General features: G+C 47.3%; 16 protein-coding genes, 1 pseudogene and 1 riboswitch. Of the genes and pseudogenes, 12 read left to right on the top strand and 5 right to left on the bottom strand.

The window, feature by feature from the left end:
* Both ACK5NH_RS14470 and ACK5NH_RS14475 read left to right on the top strand, forming a co-directional pair.
* The coding region (locus ACK5NH_RS14470) for an ATP-binding cassette domain-containing protein (RefSeq protein ID WP_416921137.1) at positions 1-1,141 on the top strand (1,141 nt) is incomplete at its 5' end.
* Positions 1,142-1,309: 168 nt separating this feature from the next.
* Positions 1,310-1,399: riboswitch (cyclic di-GMP riboswitch) on the top strand.
* A gap of 85 nt (positions 1,400-1,484) precedes the next feature.
* The gene (locus ACK5NH_RS14475; RefSeq protein ID WP_416921139.1) at positions 1,485-2,051 is read left to right on the top strand and encodes a hypothetical protein; all 567 of its coding nucleotides are present in this window, start codon (positions 1,485-1,487) and stop codon (positions 2,049-2,051) included.
* A 146-nt stretch (positions 2,052-2,197) separates the two neighbouring features.
* Here the strand turns inward: ACK5NH_RS14475 and ACK5NH_RS14480 are convergent, their stop codons facing one another.
* Entirely contained in the window at positions 2,198-2,560 is a 363-nt protein-coding gene (locus tag ACK5NH_RS14480; protein ID WP_416921141.1) for a thioredoxin family protein, read from the bottom strand.
* Between the two features lie 269 nt (positions 2,561-2,829).
* Between ACK5NH_RS14480 and ACK5NH_RS14485 the strand changes: the two genes are divergently transcribed.
* On the top strand, positions 2,830-3,171 hold the full coding sequence (locus tag ACK5NH_RS14485; protein ID WP_416921167.1) for a hypothetical protein: 342 nt from the start codon (positions 2,830-2,832) through the stop codon (positions 3,169-3,171).
* Positions 3,095-7,759 (top strand): S8 family serine peptidase, encoded by a 4,665-nt coding sequence (locus ACK5NH_RS14490; RefSeq protein ID WP_416921143.1) that lies wholly within the window; start codon positions 3,095-3,097, stop codon positions 7,757-7,759. The genes ACK5NH_RS14485 and ACK5NH_RS14490 overlap by 77 nt, the downstream gene beginning before the upstream one ends.
* Positions 7,760-7,857: 98 nt before the next feature.
* Here the strand turns inward: ACK5NH_RS14490 and ACK5NH_RS14495 are convergent, their stop codons facing one another.
* The 3 genes from ACK5NH_RS14495 to ACK5NH_RS14505 form a co-directional block, all read right to left on the bottom strand.
* Positions 7,858-8,418, bottom strand: a complete 561-nt coding sequence (locus ACK5NH_RS14495) for an excalibur calcium-binding domain-containing protein (RefSeq protein ID WP_416921145.1) — start codon at positions 8,416-8,418, stop codon at positions 7,858-7,860.
* A gap of 85 nt (positions 8,419-8,503) precedes the next feature.
* The gene (locus ACK5NH_RS14500) at positions 8,504-10,483 is read right to left on the bottom strand and encodes a diguanylate cyclase domain-containing protein (protein WP_416921147.1); all 1,980 of its coding nucleotides are present in this window, start codon (positions 10,481-10,483) and stop codon (positions 8,504-8,506) included.
* A gap of 232 nt (positions 10,484-10,715) precedes the next feature.
* Positions 10,716-11,558, bottom strand: a complete 843-nt coding sequence (locus tag ACK5NH_RS14505) for a hypothetical protein (RefSeq protein WP_416921149.1) — start codon at positions 11,556-11,558, stop codon at positions 10,716-10,718.
* Between the two features lie 295 nt (positions 11,559-11,853).
* Here ACK5NH_RS14505 and ACK5NH_RS14510 point away from each other — a divergent pair, with 295 nt between their 5' ends.
* The 8 genes from ACK5NH_RS14510 (at position 11,854) to ACK5NH_RS14545 (ending at position 21,740) form a co-directional block, all read left to right on the top strand.
* Positions 11,854-13,932, top strand: coding sequence for a TonB-dependent receptor (locus ACK5NH_RS14510; RefSeq protein ID WP_416921151.1), 2,079 nt, complete (start codon positions 11,854-11,856; stop codon positions 13,930-13,932).
* A gap of 218 nt (positions 13,933-14,150) precedes the next feature.
* Positions 14,151-15,647, top strand: a complete 1,497-nt coding sequence (locus ACK5NH_RS14515; RefSeq protein WP_416921165.1) for an alkaline phosphatase — start codon at positions 14,151-14,153, stop codon at positions 15,645-15,647.
* A gap of 42 nt (positions 15,648-15,689) precedes the next feature.
* A complete protein-coding gene (locus tag ACK5NH_RS14520) occupies positions 15,690-17,330 on the top strand; it encodes an alkaline phosphatase (protein WP_416921153.1) in 1,641 nt (546 codons plus the stop codon).
* A 107-nt stretch (positions 17,331-17,437) separates the two neighbouring features.
* On the top strand, positions 17,438-18,184 hold the full coding sequence (locus ACK5NH_RS14525; RefSeq protein WP_416921155.1) for a hypothetical protein: 747 nt from the start codon (positions 17,438-17,440) through the stop codon (positions 18,182-18,184).
* Positions 18,185-18,337: 153 nt separating this feature from the next.
* The gene (locus ACK5NH_RS14530; protein WP_416921157.1) at positions 18,338-19,168 is read left to right on the top strand and encodes an AraC family transcriptional regulator; all 831 of its coding nucleotides are present in this window, start codon (positions 18,338-18,340) and stop codon (positions 19,166-19,168) included.
* Positions 19,169-19,270: 102 nt separating this feature from the next.
* Positions 19,271-19,975, top strand: coding sequence for a LysE family transporter (locus ACK5NH_RS14535; protein WP_416921159.1), 705 nt, complete (start codon positions 19,271-19,273; stop codon positions 19,973-19,975).
* 122 nt (positions 19,976-20,097) lie between these two features.
* A complete protein-coding gene (locus tag ACK5NH_RS14540; RefSeq protein ID WP_416921161.1) occupies positions 20,098-20,907 on the top strand; it encodes a hypothetical protein in 810 nt (269 codons plus the stop codon).
* Positions 20,908-21,005: 98 nt separating this feature from the next.
* Complete coding sequence (locus tag ACK5NH_RS14545; protein WP_416921163.1) at positions 21,006-21,740, top strand: DUF1566 domain-containing protein; 735 nt, start codon at positions 21,006-21,008, stop codon at positions 21,738-21,740.
* 50 nt (positions 21,741-21,790) lie between these two features.
* Here the strand turns inward: ACK5NH_RS14545 and ACK5NH_RS14550 are convergent.
* Positions 21,791-21,944: pseudogene (locus tag ACK5NH_RS14550) on the bottom strand (hydrolase); the annotation flags it as partial.

The following is a 21,944-nucleotide window of genomic DNA, read 5'->3' on the forward strand; positions in this document are numbered from 1 at the left end:
CATTTTACAGAAAGTCGAATTAACGCATTTAAAGCATCGCGGGTTTCGGCAGTTATCGACCGGTGAAACCCGACGGGTGATGTTAGCACGGGCGCTGGCAACTGAGCCCGAATTGCTGATTTTAGATGACCCCTACGCAGGGCTGGATATAGAACATCAGCTTAGCCTGTCGCAGCTGCTGGTGGAGGTTGCCGAACATACGCAGCTACTCATTATCACCTCACGCCAAGAAGAATTACCGCCCTGTATTAGCCATGTGGCGCTGTTTAATAGCGATATGCTCAAATCGGGTCAGCATGTGCATCAACTGAGCGCGCCCATGTCGATTACGCAGTGGCGTACACATCCTGTGATGGCGCAGCTCAATGCGCTTTCGGCCAGCCGTAGCGCCGAACTCTTGGCATTGATGGAGCGTCAACGCCACAATGCCGAAGCGTTCGATCCCATAGTCGACATTAAAAATGGCAAGGTTGAATATGTCAGCGGCTCGATCTTTAAAGGGGTGAATTGGCAGATTCGTGCGGGCCAGCATTGGCAAGTGCGAGGCCCCAATGGTTGTGGTAAGAGTACTTTACTCGGGCTGATTTTGGGCGACCACCCCCAGTGCTACAGCAACGACATTACCCTGTTTGGCCGACCCCGAGGCAGCGGCGAGAGCATTTGGCAGATTAAACAACGGATTGGCATAGTGTCGCCGGCATTGCATTTACAGTATCGCGTCAGTTGCTCGGCGCTCGATGTCTTGCTGTCGGGCTTTTTCGATTCCATTGGCCTGTACCATAAGCCCACTAAACCCCAATTGGAACTGGCGAAGGAATGGCTGGCGATATTGCATATGAGCGAGTTTGCCAGCACCGGCTTTAAACAATTGGATTATGGCCAACAGCGGCTATTGCTCATAGGCCGAGCCTTGATTAAACAGCCGTTATTATTGATTTTGGATGAGCCATATCAAGGGCTCGACTTTATCAATCGCACCTTAGTGATGCGGGCTTTGGACATGATTGCCGAGCACCATCTCAGCCAATTACTTTATGTCTCCCACCATAGGGAAGATGCCTTACCTGCCATTAAAAACTTTGTCGATTTTATCAAGCAGGATGAAGGTTATTCGGTAGAGGTGAGTGGCAGCCCTGATTAGGGGGCTTAATCCCTGATAGATGCTGATGATTGACTGCGGCTGGTTGCCATAAGCGTTAGTTATTCAAGCGCTTAACGTCGAATAAATTTAATACTAAAGTTTGACGCCTTCATTTTTATCTATCATCTTATAGTAGGATTTTAAGCTTGGCTTATTTTCCTACGTCAACTGACGAACAGGCACACCCGTTGTGAAACGGGGTCGCAAAGCTTCGGATCTTACTGTACTGGCTGTTATTAAGATGGCTGAGTTGCCGAATCAGGTGAAAAACCTTGGTGATATGCAAACCCAATGCATGCGCTAACAGGATATGGAAATTAGTTTTTTACCTTTCGGAGAATATATGAAATTTAAATCAACACTCGTAGCGTTAGCTACCTTTGTGTTTGCTAGTTCGGTTAATGCCACTGTTACCTATGATGAAAATGGTAATGGTTTTATTGGCAAAGGAGATATTCAATCGGTATTTGACTGGAATAATAGCCAATTACAGGCGAATGCATCTGCTCTAGAATTCCGTTTTTTTGCTGAAGGTACTGTAACCTGGACCTGTGAATGGTGGACTGGTAGCACGGGCACAACCAATGGGAGCGCGAATAATCAAGGGACTCTCAAATATCATAGTGAAGAGGCGGAAATTTCCTATGATATAAATAAAGTGGTCAATTTTGATTCTCGCAAAAATAAGCAACAGATGGTGACAGGTTTTACGTTAATTGGGAATTCGGTTGCACTAAATTCTGTAAACTCAACCAATCCAGTGGCAAGTTGTAGCGGAAAAGGAGCGGGTAAAACTGTCGTTGAAGACTCCATAAAATATGAAGGCAGTGAAAGCCCATTATTGCAAGTACGCTTTGCTCCGCAGGACGCAGAGCCCGGTGATTGGTTCGATTTACTAATCACCGAATAAGTCGGGAAGCGTCAGCTTATCTTCTATTGGAGTGGCTCGTTAACCGCAATCGAATTAGGAGTCTCGTTGTTATGGGACTCCTTATCATCAATTTCAGCTCTTTTTGCTTTGTTCCATTGTTAGGACGGCATTCGATCCTAGGCCACTCATTCTTCCTCGGTTTGTTCTTGCGATACTAATGAGTAAGGCCGCGCGATGGCGTGATGAATATCATTCAATGAAAACACCTTCGAGAAACGCCCAAAGGTTTTGCCATAAAACACGGTTTCTACCACCGGCAGGCTAAATACATGATAGCTGGCGGCAATTTCTCCTTGGGCTTCACAATCGATATACGCCAGCACCATTTTGGGAAACTCTCTCGCCAACAAATCCGCAATCTGCGGTTTAAGCGCCTGACACACACCACAACTTGGTGCACCAAATAACAAAAGTACGGCGTAGTGCTTATTCAAAATTGAGTCGAGCATGGCTCGAGATTCAATATAGTATATGGTTTGATGGCTCATCTACTCACTCGTCTGCTGCTTTTTATCTCTACATTTTTTTACATTGAACTACTGCTCAGCATTATAAATACCCAATATTTCACTAAGTTAAATATCGCTAAACGGCTGGTGTACTTTATTTAATACATTGTTTTACAAGTAGCATTTTGTAGCAAATGCCTTTGTCAAATTGACGCTTCACTTGCTTAGGGTAATTATTCGCGATGTTTTAAAATTGTTACCCTTTGGTGACTCAAAATAATTATTGTTGTGAAATATAAGGGCAAATCATGCTTACAATGAATAAGGTCGCCGTTATGGTGGCGACTGCTTTGTATGTTGGTAGCGGTGTCGCTTCAACTACAACAGTTGCGCCATCTAATGAGCTGAACTCCGTCTGGGCAACGCAACCTGCGGATTATGCTCCGCAGCCATTAGCCGAAGAATCGTATACATGGGAAAACCAGGTAAATAAAACAATCAAAAAACAGCGCGAAATCTTTACACCAGAAGCCGATATTCAAGGCGTACATAAGTACATTGTACAGCTAAGTGATGCACCTATTGCTACTTATTGCTACTTACGATGGTGGCGTTGCACAACTTGCTGCGACACAACATACCGTAGCTAAGGCTCGTGGAACCAATGCGCCGTTAAACCTCAATCAACCTCAGCTAAAAGCGTATAACAATTATCTTGCTGAGAAACGCGCTAGCTTTGTTGCACAAGCTCAAGCATTACAGGGTGTGGATGTTAAAGTGAGCCGTGAGTTTTCGGTAGCACTGAACGGTTTCGTTACCGAACTCACTCAGGAGCAGGCGCAGCGTCTGGCTAAAGTGCCTGGTGTTAAGCGTATTACCCGTGAAAAAATTTATGAGTTACAAACCTTTAGCACGCCTGCTCAAACTGGCGCGACTACGGTTTGGAGCTCTAGCGCGCTCAATACTTTGTCTAACAAGGGCGAGGGCATGGTGGTTGGTATCATAGATACTGGTATTAACCATGACCATCCGTCATTTGCCGCAGTGGGTGGCGATGGTTATAAACATACTAACCCTAACGGTTCGGGTAAGTTCCTAGGCGATTGCGTTGATTCACCAGAGTACTGCAACGACAAGCTGATTGGTATTTACTCTTATCCAGAAATCACCAAAGTCTATACTGACCCAGTATTCACTGAAACCCGCCCAGCAGTAGGTTTGGACTATAACAACCACGGTTCGCACGTTGCTGGTACCGTTGCTGGTAACATCATCAAAGACTTAATCCACTCCAGTCCCGATAGCGTCGCTCAGAGTAAAGGGAGTGAAACTGGCCTTAAGTTAGATCAAGTGTCCGGTATGGCACCCCATGCTAACATTATTGCCTACCAAGTTTGTTGGCCAGGTGGGTCGGGTGACCCTTATGCGGGCTGTCCAACCTCTGCTATTGTTGCTGCGATTGAACAATCTGCTATCGATAACGTTGATGTTATTAACGCCTCTTTAGGTTCGCTTGAAGAAGATCCATGGTTAGACCCAATGGAGCAAGCCTTCTTAAACGCGGCGGCATCGGGTGTGTTCGTTGCGGTAGCTGCGGGTAACTCGGGTCCAGACCTTATGACTGCTGACCACTCATCTCCATGGGTGACGACAGTAGCGGCTCACTCTGCAGATAAAATTGTCGGTTTCAAGAAAAACACCGTTGAGCAAATGTTTGGCGGTGCTACTGCTGCACCTGCAGATATTATTGGTGCAACGCGTAACTTCAGCTCAGTGACGGGTCTTGTGGTTGATGCGAATAAATTCAAAAACGCCAATGAGCCTGTCGCATCCTACGTTAAAAACTGTGATAAACCTTTCCCTGCGGGCACATTTGATTTAGCAGACAATCCAGCGACTGAAATTGATGAAAGCGCGCAGAATGTGATCGTACTGTGTACGCGCAGCTCATTCCCGCTAATGGCTAAATCCGCTAACGTACAAGCGGGTGGTGCGGAAGGCATTATTATTGCTACCCAAACACCAAGTTACGATTCAAGTGCGCCAGAGATTCCCTATACCATTCCTGGTTCTCTGATTAAGTATGGCGATGCTGCTAAACTGCGTACTTGGTTAGCAACAGGCTCTGGTCATATGGCGACCATCACAGCCGGTGCTGCTGAAATGAAGGACGTTGATAAGGAGCGAGTCGCTAACTTCTCTGGTCGTGGTCCATCTTACTTTGGTATCGATACCTTGTTCGTGGATATCGCAGCTCCAGGCGTGGATATTTTCGCTGCCGCATCAGACGACCAACCCTTTACCAAAAACCCTTTCGCGGGTGATTGGGCAACCTTATCTGGTACTTCAATGGCGAGTCCGCACGTAGCTGGTGCTGCTGCGTTACTCCGTCAATCCCACCCAGACTGGACGCCAATGCAAGTACAATCGGCGCTGCTGATGACAGCATCTAACGATCTGACAAACTCTAGCTTCTTAGATTACTACTCAGATTATGATGAAAAGTCAGCCCTGCAAGACGTGGGTGCGGGTCGTATGCACGTTGAGTTAGCCGATAAAGTCGGTCTGGTGCTCGACGAGTCTATGGACAACATGGCGACTGCTAACCCTAATCTGGGCGGCCGTCCAAAGAACCTCAACACGGCTTACATGGTCGATAACGAATGTCCAACAGAATGTTCGTTTGTGCGTACCTTCACTGCAACTGAAGATGCCACTTGGACCGTTGCGGCTGAGACTTGGTTTGGTGACTTCGATGTCAGTGTGCAGCCGCAAAGCTTTACGATCAAAGCGGGCGAAAGCCAATCTATCGTAGTGACTGCGAAAACTAAGAAGAATGTTGCTGGTACAGGCGTGATTGATTTAACCGGTAACCAAGGTCAAATCGTTCTGACCTCTGATAATCCAACATCGCCAGTGCTTGAGCTGCCAGTGTGGACCTATGAGGGTGATTCTGGTTTACCTAAATACTTAAAAATTAACGCGCATCGTAAATCTTCAACCCTAAACGTAGGTCCATTCAATACCGCTGAAATCACCGATTTCACTGCGCGTAGCTATGGTATGGTGAAGGGGGCTGATAAAACGGTTCATCTATATACCGATAGAACCGGTGGCGATCCGTTTGACACTGTAGAAGTCGATGGCGTCCAAGTTAACCCTAACCATATTGAATGGACTGACGTACCTGAAGGCGCTAAGTTGCTTGCGGGTAGTGTAGTGGGTAGTGAATATGACCGCGTGCTAGTATTTATGGGTCAAGACGCCGATGGTGACGGTTTACCATCGATGGAAGAAACCCTATGTATGTCTACCACTTATGCTATTACTAACTTCTGTACAATCCCTAACCCACAGGCGGGGCGTTACTTTACTGTCTATATGAACTTGGCATCTATCTCTACTGGGCAAGTTGATCAAGGTCGTGATATTAGCTTATCTACTGCGGTAGTGACTGGCGATAACGGTAACTTAACCGTTAAAGCACCTTCACAGATCCCTGGTTACGAAGAGTACAATCTGGAACTTGCTTACCATCTGCCTGAAATGGAAGTGGGTAACACTTACTTCGGTGGTTTCGACATTGGTACTAATGCCAATGACGCGGGTAATTTAGGTTTTGTGCCGGTGATTATCAACCAAGTTGATAAGGACGTGACTTTCACCGCTAACCGTAAAACAGCTATCCCAGGTGAAGTGGTTGAGTTCCAAGTTAACGTGATTGCGAACAATGAAGCGGAAGCACGTGATTTTGCGCTAAATGCCAAATTCCCTGATGCAATCCAAATCATTCCAGGTTCAGTTGTTGCATCTAATGCTACACCGGGAACTCCTGTACTGGAAAACAACACTATTAGCTTGTCTGGTGTTCAGGAAACCACTAAGGATGTAGTACGTAACTATAAGATCACCAATAACCAGAATGATCCTATGTGTTCGCTAACTGTGGCTGGCTCTCCATACCCAGGTTATCTCGAACTGCGTGAAAACTTAGGCTGGAAGACACTGGAGGGCGTTCAAGGGAATCACCTTAATAAGTTTACTTATAAGCTCAAAGATTTGATGAGTACGACTGAAGACGTGAAATTCCCACTATTTAATAAGTACTTTGTTGATACTATTAAATTAAACCCTGCAGGTTTAGTCAGCTTCAATTCTGATCGTCATGTTCCTTACGCTCACGTAGAGTTCCCTAAAAATGTGAGTGGCTTACCAATGCCTGAATATGTGATTGGACCATACTGGGTAGGCGATAACACTATCCCTAAACGTTTCGACGGTGGTTATGGTCAATACCATCTGAATGCGGGTATTACACCAACCTATACTATTAAACGCGATTGGTTAGTACTTGAGTGGGATAACGTGCAGCGTACAAACACTCCTGGTCAGTTAGTTGACTTCGAAATGTTCCTACGCATGAATGTGAACTACGAGCCTGGCAAGTATGAGATGCTGTTTGCCTACGACAACCTGCAAATGGTCGATGGTAAAGGTTCTATCGGCTTTAAAGCAGCCGACGGCCGTATCTTTGTCGATGGCGATATACCTGTTGATGTGAACCTCGGCGCTTCAGTTGCCTATAACAACCTCGACGCAGTATTGAGTAACAAGTTTGTGGTTTGTATGGATTACACAGGTCCAGAAGAGTCGCAATTCAATGTGAAGTTCAATGCCTATGTGTCTGAAAAGGCAGCGGGTACAACTCAAACTCTGATGGTTGAAAACCACCTGACAGGTGCTGATAGTGAAGTGTTAGAACTGCAACTTGAGGTTGCTGGCAACATTCAACTTGCTACCATTGCCGATAAGACGGTTAAAGAAAATCAATCTATTAGCTTCGACGTGCTCTACTCGGATGAAAACCAAGTGAGTAATGTGATTGAAGTGATGGGTGATAACTTTACGACAACCGTGAATGGTAACAATGTGACCTTAACGCCAACGGCAAACTTCCATGGCGAAACCTTGGTCACTGTTAGAGTAAAAGACAGCGTGAATCCAGAAGATGCGGCATCGACCAGTTTCAATCTGGTGGTAGAGTCAGATGGTATTGAGTATGGTTGTACTAACAGCAGTGCGACTAACTACAATGCTTCTGCTAATACCGATGATGGCAGCTGTAAGTTACCAGTAGTCACCGTTGAGCCAGAAGATAAGAGTTCGGGCGGTGCTTTAGGCTGGTTAGCCCTAGGTTTACTTCCGTTAGCTTACAGAAGAAACCGTAAAACACATTAAGAGTTAGGATGAAACACGAGACGGGCGGTATTCACCGCATCTAATTGCGTTACTTCATCCCATGATAAAGCCCCTGTATATTAACAGGGGCTTTTTATTTAATGGCCACACCATTGGCTTTCACAGGGGATCCCATCTCTATCGCCATCCATTTGGGTATTTGGGCAATGACTGATGTAAAACGTCGCTTCGGCGCAAGAGCTCATATGGCTGCAATGGGTTTTACCTGCCTCACAGTGAAACTGTGTTTTAGGAGCTGGAGTCTCATACAAAGGCATTTGTTCAATGTCAGCGTTGGTTAACACTGGGGTGGCATTAAACTCGGTATATTTTTTAAAGCCAAATATCCCAATGCCAAAGATTAATAACAGCGGCAGCAGGGTATTCAATAGAGAGCGACTCGGGGGATTTGTATTACGGCGTGGGCTTTTGTTGGCGTTGGCGAGCACGGCCACGCCTTCAATAGAAGCCTTAATGGCTTTTACTTTGCCATCGTTTTGTATTTCGGTGCGATACAGAATACTATCGCCGACCTGAGGTTTTCTGGCCATGTGCTTAAGCACGGTAATATGGATAAAAACGTCTTTACCCTGTTGTTCCGGTTGAATAAAACCGAACCCTTTCTCATCGTTCCAACGAACTAAAATGCCTCTTTCCATGAGTTTGCTCTAAGTGCTTAATTTAAGTTCTTTATATGTGGGATTGACACTAAGGTCAATGGTGATATTTGGGTTGTCACAGGGATTATTGCATCAGCTTGTTGGCTTTTTTGACCATATACATGGCTTGATCCGCATAGTGGATTAGGCTTTTAGCATCGGTGCCGTGGCAGGGATAAATGGCCGAGCCAATACTCACTCCAATGTGTAGCTTGTGTTTATGGATAGAATAGGGGGCACTGAGCGCTTGGGTGATTTTGTGGACCAAGACGGGTACGCTCTCTTCATTGGGTAAGTGTTCCAGTAAAATCACAAACTCATCACCGCCGAGGCGGGTGATGGTATCGATTTGCCGAATGTTGCCCGTGAGTCTTTTGGCAACTTCCTGTAATAATTTATCGCCGACATCGTGGCCATATTCATCGTTAACCGGTTTGAAGTTATCTAAGTCGAGAAACAGAATGGCAAAGATCCCATCGGATCGCTGGGCATGGACGATCGCTTGCTCTAATTTGGTTTGGAACAAGACTCGATTAGGGAGATTGGTGAGTGCATCGTGGTGGGCTATGTGGCGTAGATGTTCTTCCTCGGCTTTACGCTCTGAAATATCGGTAATCACAATCACGAAGTGAGTCAGTCGGTTATGTTCATTTCGTACCGTGTTTATCCTCACGCTGAGGGTCAGATAACCCGATTCTGTCTCTTTGATTAATTCACCCTGCCATTGCTCCCCCTGTTGTAACAGATTACACATGGCCTGATAGGCATCTTCGTTAGTATGTCCTGTATTGATAAAGCGTGAGGCGTCTTGATGTAAACTCTGCTCAGTCAACCCAGTTATATCGGTAAATGCCTGATTAATAGAAATAATGCTCAGTCGCGGATCTGTGATTATGATGCCGTCCGTGCTGGCATTAAATACGGTTGCGGCCAACCTGAGCTTATCCTCGGCCTGCTTACTGCTGGTGAGGTTCATAAAATAGGCAACCCCTTCATGGGTGCTGCTATTTAAAAAACTCGCGCCTAACATCACGGGAACATGGGCACCCATTTTACTAATAAGTTGTTTTTCATACTGATTACAGTGACCAAGCTCGATAAGTTCGCCGATGGCTATCTTATCCCTGGCCTCAAACTCAGGCGGCGTGAGTGAGCGCCAGTTGATAAGACCTGCGGCTAAGTCTTCACGGTCAAACCCCAGCATATTGAGAAAATGATCGTTGGCATCGTGTATGGTGCCATCGAGCTGCCATGAAATAATGCCTATGGTGTCGGAGTTTTTAAGACTATTAAACCGTGACTCACTGATCAGTAATAGTTTTTCAGATTTAGCGATATTGCGAATAATCTGCCTACTGGCAAACACGCCTATGCTGATAAACAGCAATAGCGCACCTAGGCTGATTAGCCAGGTAATGCGTTTTACCCAGCGAGCGCCTTCACTGAGCACTAAGGAAAATTCAATTTCTAAGCTGAGTAATTCTTCATTTAGCTTGATAAGCTGCTGGCGATATTGGCTGAGGTTCTGCGGCATGCCACCAAATTGGGAAACCTCATCGTGCATCGAGTCTGCTAGTAACATCATAGTGTTAAATCTTTCATCGGCAAGGGTCCAAATCTCAATGGCCCGCTGCATATAGTGGGTACGGTTAAAATGCCGGAAAAACCAGATTAACGACTCAGTATCCCTTTCATCGTTTAAACCTTGGATAAACCCTTCTTTGGCTTTTAACTCATCAATAGGTGAGGTGAGTAGAGCTTCGCGTGCACGTCGGTCACCCAGCATCACCGCGGTTGCCGCCAGATAGCGTTGAAAATCCACTTCATTTTTATTGTAGGAATACTGAATGAGATAAAAAGTGGCATCCTTTTGCGCCTTAGCCCAGAGTCCCTCACCTCTGACGTAGGTGCGAACACCATCGAAAATATTGCCTTGAATATAGACGAGTGTAACCAGAGCGATGCAGATCGCGATAAACATGCCAATAATCAACAGCACCTTAGCGACGGTAGAACGGGACTGTTGCTGCAATATTTCGATGAATTGTTTTAACTTATTGTTCATCCTTCGCCCTTAATACCAAGGGAGGAGTGTAAGGAAAGGCACTGAGGTATTTAACCTGTGGGTTTCTCATCTGTTCCTTGGAATACGTGTGTCGTGATATGCGATTAATGACCTCTGTAATGAGCGTTATTGACCTCCATATTGGTTAGGAATTACCTATGACTGTAGCAAAGGTTAAAGTGCTTTCAAGTTAACCAAATGCAATGCTGTAAATAAAATGAGACATTAACTCTCAGTCCTTTGCCTTTCGTTCTGGGGGAACAGATGGGTCGAGTTCTTGATAGGCTTGCTGCCAAAATTGTTCGAACAAACCCTCCTGTTTCATTTGTTTGAGGGTCGCGCTGAGTTTGGCCACCAGTGCTTTATGGCGTTTATGCAGGTAGCCGAAGCTTATTATGTCATCCAACTCGCCCACGGGATGGATTTTACTGTGTTGAAATTCAGCGTATTGCAGAATACTTTCCCCAATTGCTTCGGTATCTATGTAGATATCGATCCTGTCCCGTAACATGCGGCGAAAGGAGTTCACAGGGGAAGAAGAAGTCGTCAGGAGATCTACCGGAACCAGCCCCTCAAGTTTCTGCTCGATATAAAAGATCCCACGATAATATTCGATGCGATAGGGATGTTTCAGCAGTGAATCCCAGTCCAGCACTTGTGTATCTGGGTTGATACCATAGGCAATGAGTTTGCTTTCGACTATGGGTTCTTCCACTCGAATTAAATTCTTAAATTTCAGCCCATAGGAAAATACCCGCGCGGGTTCGCCGTCGACTTTTCCCGAGTCCGCCATCAGGCTGGCGCGCATCGGCGGAACCACTTGATAGTTAAATTGATAACCAAGGCGTGCAAAGGCCTCGGTGTAAATCAGTTCTCCGAATCTAAAGTACAGGTTGTCCTTGGGACTCTCATAATACGCCAGGGTGATAACGGGCTTATCGGATGTCGCGGGAGATTGAGTGGTGGTAGAGGGATTGGCGCTTAGTGTCAGACAAATCATCTGATTGAATAGTAAGCCTAAGAGCATGCTCAAGAAAATAGCCATTATTCCTTTGGGGTGAGAGGGGGCATGCATAGGGTATCCTTAACCTTTTTAAGTGCTTAAAGTATAGCCATTCTCGCGCCATTGGGGTCAGAGATTTAAAGCTGGGAGAGAGTCGAGCCTTGGTATGTTCGCACTGGGATGAAATGTGATCTTGGTGCGGACAATTTGTCCTTTTGTTTATAAAAATGTGCGATACAGCATATAAATTTGAAAGATAGCTGCCTGCGGCGATTTTTTGTTCAGCAGAGTTTGAGCTCGATCAGTTTTTTGGCTGTGAAGACAGCGTTAAATCCGCGTCATCAATTCGTTGACTCGGGAAGGAAAAATGAAGTCACTCCATAAAGTAACAGGATGGCGAACTAAGGCTTACTTATCAGGTGTTTGGTTATTACCCCTTTGTGGCCTATCGAGCCTAGCCATGGCAGACAGCGCGGATAATATCGAGCGTTTAGAAGTGCGCGGTCGGCAAATTAATACCTTAGGCCATAGTACTTCGGCGTCGGAAGGGATAGTAGGTGCGGCGGAAATCGAGAGTCGCCCGCTGCTGCGCACGGGGGAGATCCTCGAGTTTGTCCCCGGGATGATAGTCACTCAGCACAGTGGTTCGGGTAAGGCGAATCAGTATTTTCTGCGCGGTTTTAACTTAGACCATGGCACAGATTTTAATACCCGTGTCGAAGGTATGCCGGTCAATATGCGGACTCACGGCCATGGTCAAGGTTATACGGATCTTAACTTTTTAATCCCCGAGCTGTTAGGGGAAATCCGTTATGCCAAAGGAGCATATTATCCAGAAGTGGCGGATTTTTCCGGCGCGGGCGCGGCGCAAATTCTGCTCGCCGATGAACTCGCTTATCGCCAAGTTGGGGTGACCTTAGGGGAATACGGTTATCAACGGCTGGTGGCAACTCAGGATATGAAGACCGAGGTCGGCCGATTTATTTTAGGCACAGAATTGCAGGCTTACGATGGCCCTTGGCGTGATATTAAGGAAGATGTCAGCAAGGTCAATGTGGTCGGTCACTATCTTACCAAGCTCAATGGTGGGGACTTTAGCCTCACCATGATGGCCTACGACAATAGCTGGAATTCGGCGGATCAAATTCCGACGCGGGCGGTGGAGTCTGGACTGATTGATTTTTACGGTTCACTCGACACAGATGTGGGCGGTGAGGCCAGTCGTTACAGCATTTCGGCGAATTATGACGCCGGTAACTGGCAGGCCAATGCCTATGCCATCCGCTCGACCATGGATCTGTTTTCAAACTTTACTTACTTCTTAAACGATCCCATCAATGGCGATGAATTTGAGCAGGTCGATGAGCGCACCATTTGGGGCGGCGATGTTAAACGCGACTGGCAGATGAGTCTGGCCGGGAGACAAGTCAATTACAGCCTAGGTGCCGATGTGCGCTACGACGATATTGGTGCAGTGGGTTTATATAACACTAAAGCACGGGAACGCCTCAGCACTGTGAGGCTTGATGAAGTGCAGGAACTCTCAACGGGACTCTTTGGTAAGTTTGAGTGGTTGCCTGCCGAGCAATGGCGTTTGAATGTAGGGTTGAGATACGACTATTTCGATGTGCAGGTCGATAGTGATAATCCCCTAAACAGCGGCGATGCTTCCGATGGCATGTTGAGCTTAAAGGCGGGTGCTTCTTACCTAGTGAACGATAATCTGGAACTCTATATGAATATGGGGCAGGGATTGCATTCTAACGATGCCCGCGGTGCAACCATTAAGGTCGACCCTGTCACGGGTGATCCGGTTGAAAAGGTCGATTTGTTAGTCCGCTCCAATGGCGGCGAGTTTGGGGTCAAATACTATGATCGCGACTTTATTAACTTTTCGGCGGCGCTTTGGTATTTGGAACTCGACTCTGAGTTACTCTTCGTCGGCGATGCGGGCAATACCGAACCAAGCCGCGCCTCAGAGCGTTACGGCGTTGAAGTCACTGCCTACTATTGGCTTAACGATGATTTGAGCTTAGATATGGAACTGGCCTGGACCCGTGCTCGTTTTACCGAGAATGAACTCGATGAAGGTAAATATGTCGATGGCGCAGTGCCCTTTGTTGGCAGTGCGGGCATCACTTATCGCCCAGATGGCGATGGTTGGTATACCAGTGTCAGGCTCAGATATTTAGGTGAGCGGATCCTCGATAGTTTTGATGAGCATAAAGCCGATGACACTACCTTAGTGAACCTTGCCCTTGGTTATCAGTTCTCGGGCTTCGATACTAAGCTTGAGCTATTGAATATATTTGATAGCAAAGACCACGATATCGATTATTTCTACGAGTCTCGCCTAGCGGCTGAGCCTGCTGAAGGGGTGGAAGACTTGCATTATCATCCTGTTGAGCCGCGCATGGTGCGGGTGAGTGTCAGTTATCGCTTCTAACTTTGACTACTGCTAGCACCAGTCAATACGCTAAGTTTATCCCGTAACTAGAATAAACTTAGCGTTCCCTATCCTGTTTATTGCAATCATTTCGACATCTAGCTGCAATAAAAACGCCATTAAAATCACGCTTGTTCGTCATATAAAGCATTGAAAATGTAGGCGCCTCTAAAGGGAATACCCTCATACACTCAATAATAAAATCGGTGATGAACGTGATGAATATTAAACGGATCGCTGCAGCTATCTCCTGCAGTTTAATGACGGTTGTAGCCCACGCTGCAGTCTTACCCGCAACCCAAACGGACAGTCAGTGGTTTAAAGACAGTGCAGCCAATGTCGCGGCTAAAGCGCAGCTTGAAACCAAGAAAACAGCCAAAAATGTGATTCTCTTTGTCGGCGACGGCATGGGTATTTCAACCTTAACCGCCGCCCGTATTCTGCAAGGACAGCAGCAAACGGATAACCAAGGTGGTGAAGAAAACTTCTTAAGTTTTGAGCAGTTTCCCCACACTGCGTTAGTGAAAACCTACAACACTAACCAGCAAACTCCTGACTCCGCAGGTACCATGACCGCCATGGCGACCGGGGTAAAAACCAAAGCCGGTATCATCTCGATTTCTGACACCAGTTTACGTGGTAACTGTTTGTCTTCTAAAGGTAATGAATTAGTTTCTCTGGTTGACTTAGCCAATGCTAAAGGCTTATCGACCGGGGTTGTAACTACCGCCCGTTTAACTCACGCGACTCCTGCGGCGACTTACGCTAAATCGCCAGAGCGTGATTGGGAAGGCGATTTTAACCTGCCAACTGAAGCCGTTGCGAATGGCTGTACTGATATCGCCAGCCAACTGGTGATGCGTGATGAAGCCAATTCCCTTAGCGTTGCGCTGGGTGGCGGTCGCAGCTACTTCCTACCCAAAGAAGTGACTGACGGTGAGAACAAAGCTGGTAAACGTAAAGACGGCAAAGACCTGACCAAGGCTTGGGTTGAAAACTTCAGCAAAGCAGCTTACGTGTGGGACAAAAAAGGCTTCGATGCTATCGATGCAGCCAATACCGATCACTTACTCGGCCTCTTTAACCCATCTCATATGGAATACGAAGCGGACCGCAATGATGACATCGGTGGTGAGCCATCACTTTCTGAAATGACCGCGAAATCCCTCGAGATTTTAAAGAAAAACGATAAGGGCTTCCTGCTGATCGTGGAATCGGGTCGTATCGACCATGGTCACCACGCAGGCAACGCTAGCCGCGCCTTGACCGATGCGGTCGAGTTATCTAAAGCCGTGAAAGCCGCGGTAGATGCAACCAGCAGCGACGACACGCTCATCATGGTAACGGCTGACCACAGCCATGTATTTACCATTGCAGGCTATCCAAAACGCGGTAACCCGATTTTAGGTTTAGTTCACGATGTGGATGGTTCGTTAGCCCTCGCTAACGACGGCAAGCCTTATACCACGCTGGCCTACACTAACGGCCCTGGCGCAGTGGTTGGTGTTCGTGACGACTTAACCTCAGTCGATACTCAAGATAAAGACTTCATGCAACAAGCACTTATCCCAATGGAAAGTGAGACACACGCCGGTGAAGACATTAGCTTACACGCAATGGGCCCAGGTTCGAATCTGGTGCAAGGCGTGATTGAGCAGAACGTGATCTTCCACATTATCAACCAAGCCCAGCAGCTTGGCGGCACTAAGTACTAATAGGTCGGCAGCGACCTACTGTTCTCACTTTTGGAGTTAAAAATGAATAAGAAATTACTGGTCCTCGCAATCTCTGCCATGCTGGGTTTAGCCGCATGCGGTAGCGATGGTGACAACGGCGCGGCAGGTACGCCGGGTTCGAATGGTTCTAACGGTTCCAATGGCAGCGACGGTAAAGACTGGACCGCAGTCAACCAATGGTATGTCGATGCTCAAGCGCGTGTGACTAAGGCTGATGGCCTGAGCGTCAACAACGATGTGGGTGCGGCGAAGAACGTGATCCTGTTTGTCGGCGACGGCATGGGTGTCTCGACTATCACTGCGGCCCGTATTTTAGAAGGCCAATTAAAGGGCAAGACGGGTGAAGAAAACTCTTTATCCTTCGAAACTCTACCTTACGTCGGTTTATCTAAGACCTATAACGTCGATGGTCAAACACCAGATTCTGCGGGCACTATGTCGGCGATGATGACAGGGGTGAAAACCGATGTGGGCGTGATTTCACAGGCTGAAGGCGTAGTACGTGCTAACTGCGCATCGACCAAAGATCAAAACTTAGTGACATCACTGGAGCTGGCCGCCATGGCGGGTATGTCGACTGGTGTGGTGACTACGGCGCGTTTAACTCACGCAACGCCTGCGGCAACCTATGCTCACGTGCCTGAGCGTGACTGGGAAGCTGACTCAAACCTGCCAGCCGAAGCCGTGACCAATGGTTGTAAAGATATCGCCGCGCAAATGCTCGACTTTAACTATGGCAACGGCTTAAACGTGATGATGGGCGGTGGTCGCCGCAGCTTTATTCCAAAAACCTTGATTGATCCAGAAGGTAAAGCGGGTAAGCGTAACGATGGTCGCGATCTGACCGCCGAATGGTTAGCAAAATACACGAATGCAGCCTACGTTCAAGACAGAGATGGCTTCCTCAATGTGGATGTTGCCAGCACTGACCATTTACTGGGTCTATTCAACTCATCCCATATGGAATACGACTATGACCGCACCGAAGCGGGTGTGAAGGGTGAGCCATCACTTGCGGAAATGACGGCTAAGTCGATTGATATTCTCAAGAAAAATACTAAAGGTTATGTGCTGATTGTCGAAGCCGGCCGTATCGACCATGCGCACCATGCCGGTAACGCTGCTCGTGCGCTGTACGACACTGTTGCGCTATCAGAAGCGGTGCGTGTTGCGATGGAAAAAACCTCGGCAAACGACACTCTGTTAATGGTGACGGCTGACCACAGCCATGTGTTCACCATCGCAGGTTATCCAACCCGTGGTAACCCAATCCTTGGTCTAGTGAAGAGTAACGATGCCAATGGTATCGCCGAAGTGACTAACTCAACCGACGCTAACGGTTTACCTTACACAACAGTAGGTTATGCCAACGGCATGGGTTATGCGTCATTAGCGACGGGTGGCGATGAGCGCTATAACTTCCCCGTGGATGCAGGCCGTAAGGACTTGAACTTTGTGGATACGCAAAGTGCTGGTTTCCATCAAGAAGCATTAGTGCCATTAAGCGATGAAACTCATGCGGGTGAAGACGTGGCGATTTTTGCTCGCGGCCCCAGCTCGGATCTGGTCCAAGGTACGGTTGAACAAAACCATATCTTCCACGTGACGAACCGTGCGGCAAACTTAGTCGCGAAAGCGGAAGCTGCAATGGCGGCGAAGTAAGCCAAATGCCGATGGCAGGCTGTCCTGCCATCGGCTTTTATCTAACTGTCTGTAAAGACGTTAGTCTGTAATGCGAGTTATAAATTAGCGTGTAAGTGAGAAATAACATGAACAAACTCCTCTTAGTCACTCTGGTATCGACATTAGCCTCCCCTGTAATGGCCTTAGCCACTCCCGTTAGCGCTGCTTCTGCCAATCAGGCTAATGCACAATGCGCAACACTTGAGGCCAGCCATTTAAAAGCCCAGTACCAAGTCACCAATGCTAAGGGGCAAAGCTGGCAGGTGACACTGCTAAGAGACGAACAAGATTTTATTATTCAACGGGATAACACCACCTTTGAACAATGGGCACCCAATGGCGAATATGTGCGTTATTTCCCCGTTGAAAAACGCTCAGTCACCTATCGCAAGGGCGACTTAAGGGCGCTAAACATTCAGCACGACCGCGATCAGTTGTACCATGTAGTGTCTCCAGCATTGCCTGCTAACTTGGCAAAAACTGAGCTAAAACAATTGCCTTGTTTTTCGGCCCAGGGCTTCGCGGGTAAGGTGAATGGTATGGACAGTCAGCTCGACTGGATTGCCAGCATTGAGCTGCCACAGCAATTTAATTTAGGTGAAGTTTTAAGTTATCAGTTGCTCAAGGTTGAGCCATACAGCCACGAAGCATTCGCTGCTTTAACCCAGAATTATCAAGACATTGACTTTGCCGATGTAGGTGACAGTGAGTCCGACCCCTTTATCGCCAAGATGATCAACCAAGGCTTTATCGAACACGGTAGCAGTGGTTTTTATAACAGCGAAGGCCATGCCATTGAGGCGCAAGGTGGCCACGGCAGTCATTCGCACTAATCCAGCATGTTGGTTTTCACAAAACGCCCGCATTCGGGCGTTTTGCATTTTTGGGGAGGACGCTGCAATATTTTACTATTCGAGCCAAGATCTCGGCGGCTAGAATGAGTAATATCTAAAGTTGTGTTTGCCGAGTGAGATTTAGCTTACCCTATGAGCCGTGTGACTCCCGTTGAAAATATCAATTATTGGCGCCATCCCAGCCTCTCAGGCATAGAACTGAGTCAGGCGGAATTTACGCATTTCAGTTTTGATAAACACGTGCATCTGGATTACCACTTAGGCGTCGTGACTCAAGGGGCGCAGCAATTTATCAATAAAGGCAGTCGTTATCAGCTCGGGCAACATGGGCTATCGACCCTCAATCCCGATGAAACCCACGATGGACAAAGCCGCGACGCCGAAGGTTATCGGGTTAAGGTGATGTCGATCCCCGTGGAGTATATGAACAGCATTAGCCAAGAGATGGGGCTCAAGGCGCATTTCTTTAATGCGCCCATGGTAGATGACCCTGCGTTATATCAATACTTTATCCTGCTACATGATGTGCTTATCCAAGGTCAATGCTCTGAGCTGGCGGCCGAGTCGCATCTGCTGAACTTTATGCAGCTGTTATTGACGCGCCACCCCACGGGAATGCTGAATTTACGGCAGGATAGGGGGTTATCATGGCTGCAGTTAAATCGCATCAAACAGAAAATTCACGATGAGCCGTGGCAAAACACCCAGCTCGAGGCGTTGGCCGATGAGGTTAACCTGAGTAAGTTTCAGTTTTTACGCCAATTTAAACTGGCTACTGGGATGACACCCCATGCCTACTTGAAGCGAGTGCGATTAGAATTAGCGAAAAAGTCCTTAACCCATGGCGCCTTAGTGGCGGATGTGGCGCAGCAGTTAGGCTTTTTCGATCAGAGTCATTTAAATAAGGCGTTTAAGCAGGCCTTTTTACTCTCACCCGTCCAATTTCAGCGGCGCATGCTTTAATTAGTCTCGGTAAATTAACCGCGTGCAATTTCTTACAATGCAGGCTCTGGCGGTTTAGTCATACTGGACTTTCAGTTTTTCTTGTTTTGCGGAGCCCTATTGATGGATGTATCCCTGTTAGTCACCTTAGCCGTTATTCATTGTGTAGCCTTAGTTAGCCCTGGGCCGGATTTCGCCATTATGGTGAAGATTGCTACGTCGCAGCCGCGAAACACCGCAGTCGCCACGGCGGCGGGAATATCGGTGGCGATTTTAGCCCATACCATTTTGAGTTTAACTGGCGTCAGCTTAGTGATTAAAAGCTCCCATAGCTTGTATCTGTTAGTGCAATTGCTGGGGGCTTCGTATTTGGCGTGGATGGGATTTGGTGCGCTTAAGGCTGCGGTGACATTTTTCAGTAAACCTAAAACCGTATTGAACGGCGAGGGCGCTGATCCCTCAGGATTCACAACAACATCGGAAACCAGCGTTGATATGCCCATGGCGGGTGCGGTAAACACTTTATTACCCAAACAGGGGTTTATGAGGGGGCTTTATACCAATTTATTGAATCCTAAAGCCTTAGTGTTTTTCTTAACCTTGTTCTCCGCCCTTATCACCCCTAGCGTGACATCTGCGACTAAGCTGGCTGCTGCGCTAATGTTATTTGTGCTGTCACTGCTCTGGTTTGGCTTTCTGGCGCTGGTGCTTTCTAAAGCCAAGGTGCAGCAAAAGCTGCAACGACTCACGCCGATGATCGATGGCGTGATTGGGGTGATCTTTATGTCGGTGGCGGTGGCGATAGTGTCTAATTTGCTACTGGCTTGAGGCGCTACTCAAGAACAGTTGCTGAATCAAGCTTAGGGGTGATTGCTTGTGTTATCACACCTAAGCTATGGTATCCTTGCCGAGTCTTAATTTGGATGTTTTTGACTTTAAAGGAATAAATCATGTCTAATGCCCTATCTTCTCGAACATATTCAGGTATTAATCGACTCTCGCGCTTGGGACTTTATGCGGGCTTGCTGCTGGGAAGTCTTAGCGTAGCACCACAGGCTCAGGCCGCCTTAGAGGTGGAATATGTACCGCAGGTGCAAGCTCTGATTGATGCGGCTAAGGCGGGTGATCGTCAGGCGATTGCCGAGCAAATCTCTTATCCCCTTAAGCGGGAATACCCGCTCCCCGATGTGCAAAATCCACAGCAAATGTTAGAGCGATTTGGGCAAGTGTTTGATAGCAAATTGCTGGTTCAAATTGCTAATTCGACCACAGAGAACAATTGGGAGTCTATGGGTTGGCGCGGCATTATGCTCGATCATGGTAGTGTCTGGTTGGATTTTGATGGCAAAATTTCGGGCATTAATTACCAAAGCCCCGAGGAAGCCAAGCTAAGGGATGAGCTGATCGCAGAGCAAAAATCGACGTTACACGAAAGTGTGCGCGAGTTTACGAGCCCTGAGCTGGCATGGGAAACCGCGCGATTTACCATACGTGTCGATGCCATCGACCGTAACCAATACCGTTATGCCGCCTGGGCAAAGGGCAAATCCCTGAGCGAAAAGCCCGATTTAGTCCTCAACAAGGGGAAGTTAGTACTCGATGGCAATGGCGGTAATCATTCCTTCCAGTTTAAAAGCGGCCCCTATCTTTATGTCTGCGATGTGATAGTGCTGAGCGCCGAAGAAAGACCGATAGGTGAACTGTTGGTTTACAAAAACGACCAATTGCTGGTGCAGGAAGCCGTGGTTAAGGCGCTATAGCCTTACGACCCCATTCACTTAAGGCTGGCGCTGGTGCGAAAGTCTTTAGGGTTGGCTGTAACTGTCTTTTTATCAATACTGGATTAAGGTTTGTTGTCATGATTAATCCCGCCAAAATTGCCATTTTCAGCAGTGCCATAGTGCTGCTATTTTTTCTGACTGAATGTTGCCATAAAGAACAAATTCCTCTGTGCGGCTATGTCGAAGGTACACCAATCGATACAAGTTTTGATGGCGGCCTTAACAATAATGACCGCAGTCTGGCATCAACCAACTGCTTAAAAATAAAAGCACTTTATGATAAAAGCGATCGTCAAACGAAATGGTTTAGCAGCTCTCCTTCCATCTCAGTGATGAACGCCTTGGGTTACCTTAAACAAGATGATGCCGACAACAGTGGCGATAGCTATGCGATGACGTTTAATGTGCTGGAGGAATTTGTATTTGGCCCAAGCCGAGGAGAATACACCCTGTTTCGGCAGGACGGTAAAGGCGTTATCTTACCCGGCACCGAAGCGGCCAAGGGCAATGAAGTCAAGATTGGTGTCGATGGTCAGTTTGACCGCTGGTGCCAAAAATTGGCTTCACTCGAGTTTGCCGGTAAAGATAACTGGCGCAGGCCAACTGAGCAGGAGTTAGACACTCTCTATGGGTACGGCGAGAGTCGCGCAGCCTATCAACGTGCGCAGTGGAGTTCGACGATTCCTTCTTGGTCCAGCACTGTATATGAGACCGAGTTCGAGGTCGGCATTATCTCAGTCGCGGCCAGTGGTTATAGCTTTCGTAGCTATGCCAATCGTGCCAACTTTGCGGTCTGTGTTGCCGCGTTTTGAATACTAAAGAGAGCTTGAATAAGCTCTCTTCTCGCCTTATTTAATCAGCCTTATTTAATCAATTTAATCAGCGCCTTAAATCGGTCGCCTTGTGCTTCATGTTGCAGTTCAAATAACAGTGACTCCACATTGGTGAGAGTGGCTCCCTTGGCGGTCATCATTTGAATGCCCAGCTGTTTATTGTCAACGCTGCGGGAAGACATC

The sequence above is a fragment of the Shewanella sp. genome, assembly GCF_047975355.1.
Classification (GTDB): Bacteria; Pseudomonadota; Gammaproteobacteria; order Enterobacterales; family Shewanellaceae; genus Shewanella.